This is a genomic window from Frankia sp. AgKG'84/4, assembly GCF_023242965.2.
Classification (GTDB): Bacteria; Actinomycetota; Actinomycetes; order Frankiales; family Frankiaceae; genus Frankia.
Map to the genome: position 1 here is coordinate 1 of NZ_JALKFU020000667.1, position 613 is coordinate 613.

Below are 613 nucleotides of genomic sequence, written 5' to 3' on the forward strand. Positions count from 1 at the left end.
CGCGGCCGGGGCGGTGCCGGTCGACGTGGGCGGCACGGGCGATCCCGAGGCGGACCCGGCAGCCGGCCTCGCCCCCTGGTCCTCCGCCGGCACCTCGGCCGCGGCTCGGGCGGTTCTCGCCCGCACGCGTACCGAGCCGCCCGGCTCCAGCGTTCTGGTGCTGTACCGCGCCGGCCGGTCGGGGCCGATCCGCTACACCCTCGCGGCGGGTGACGGCGCCCGCTACCCGGCCGGGTCGCTGCGCCCGCCGGGCCCGGCCGTGGCGTTCCTGGCGGCCGTCACCACCGATCTCGGGGCCGGCGGGGATCGCGCAGCCGGCTGGCTGGCGATCCTCGGCGTGGTCGCGGTCGGTGTGCCGGCGACGAGCGACTCGGCCGACCTCGCCGAACGGTTGGCGGCCAGTCCGTCGCTGGTCCAGGAGCACACCCGTGCGGGCCTGCTGCTCTGGCACCCGTCGCCCGCGCCGGCCCGTCGGCCCACGCCACCCACTTCCGCGGCCACCACTCCCGCGCCGGCATCGGGACGAGCCGCGGCCTTCCTGGTCGATGCCATCACGCCGGCGGCTGCCGCCGGGCGGTCGCCGAGCACCGCCGCGCTGCCGGTAGCGCCAGCC

At 79.6% G+C, this 613-nt stretch carries 1 pseudogene; it reads left to right on the forward strand.

Going from position 1 to position 613, the window contains the following annotated elements:
- Window positions 1-13: 13 nt before the first annotated feature.
- Window positions 14-613, forward strand: a pseudogene (locus MXD58_RS24535) (glycosyltransferase); the annotation flags it as partial.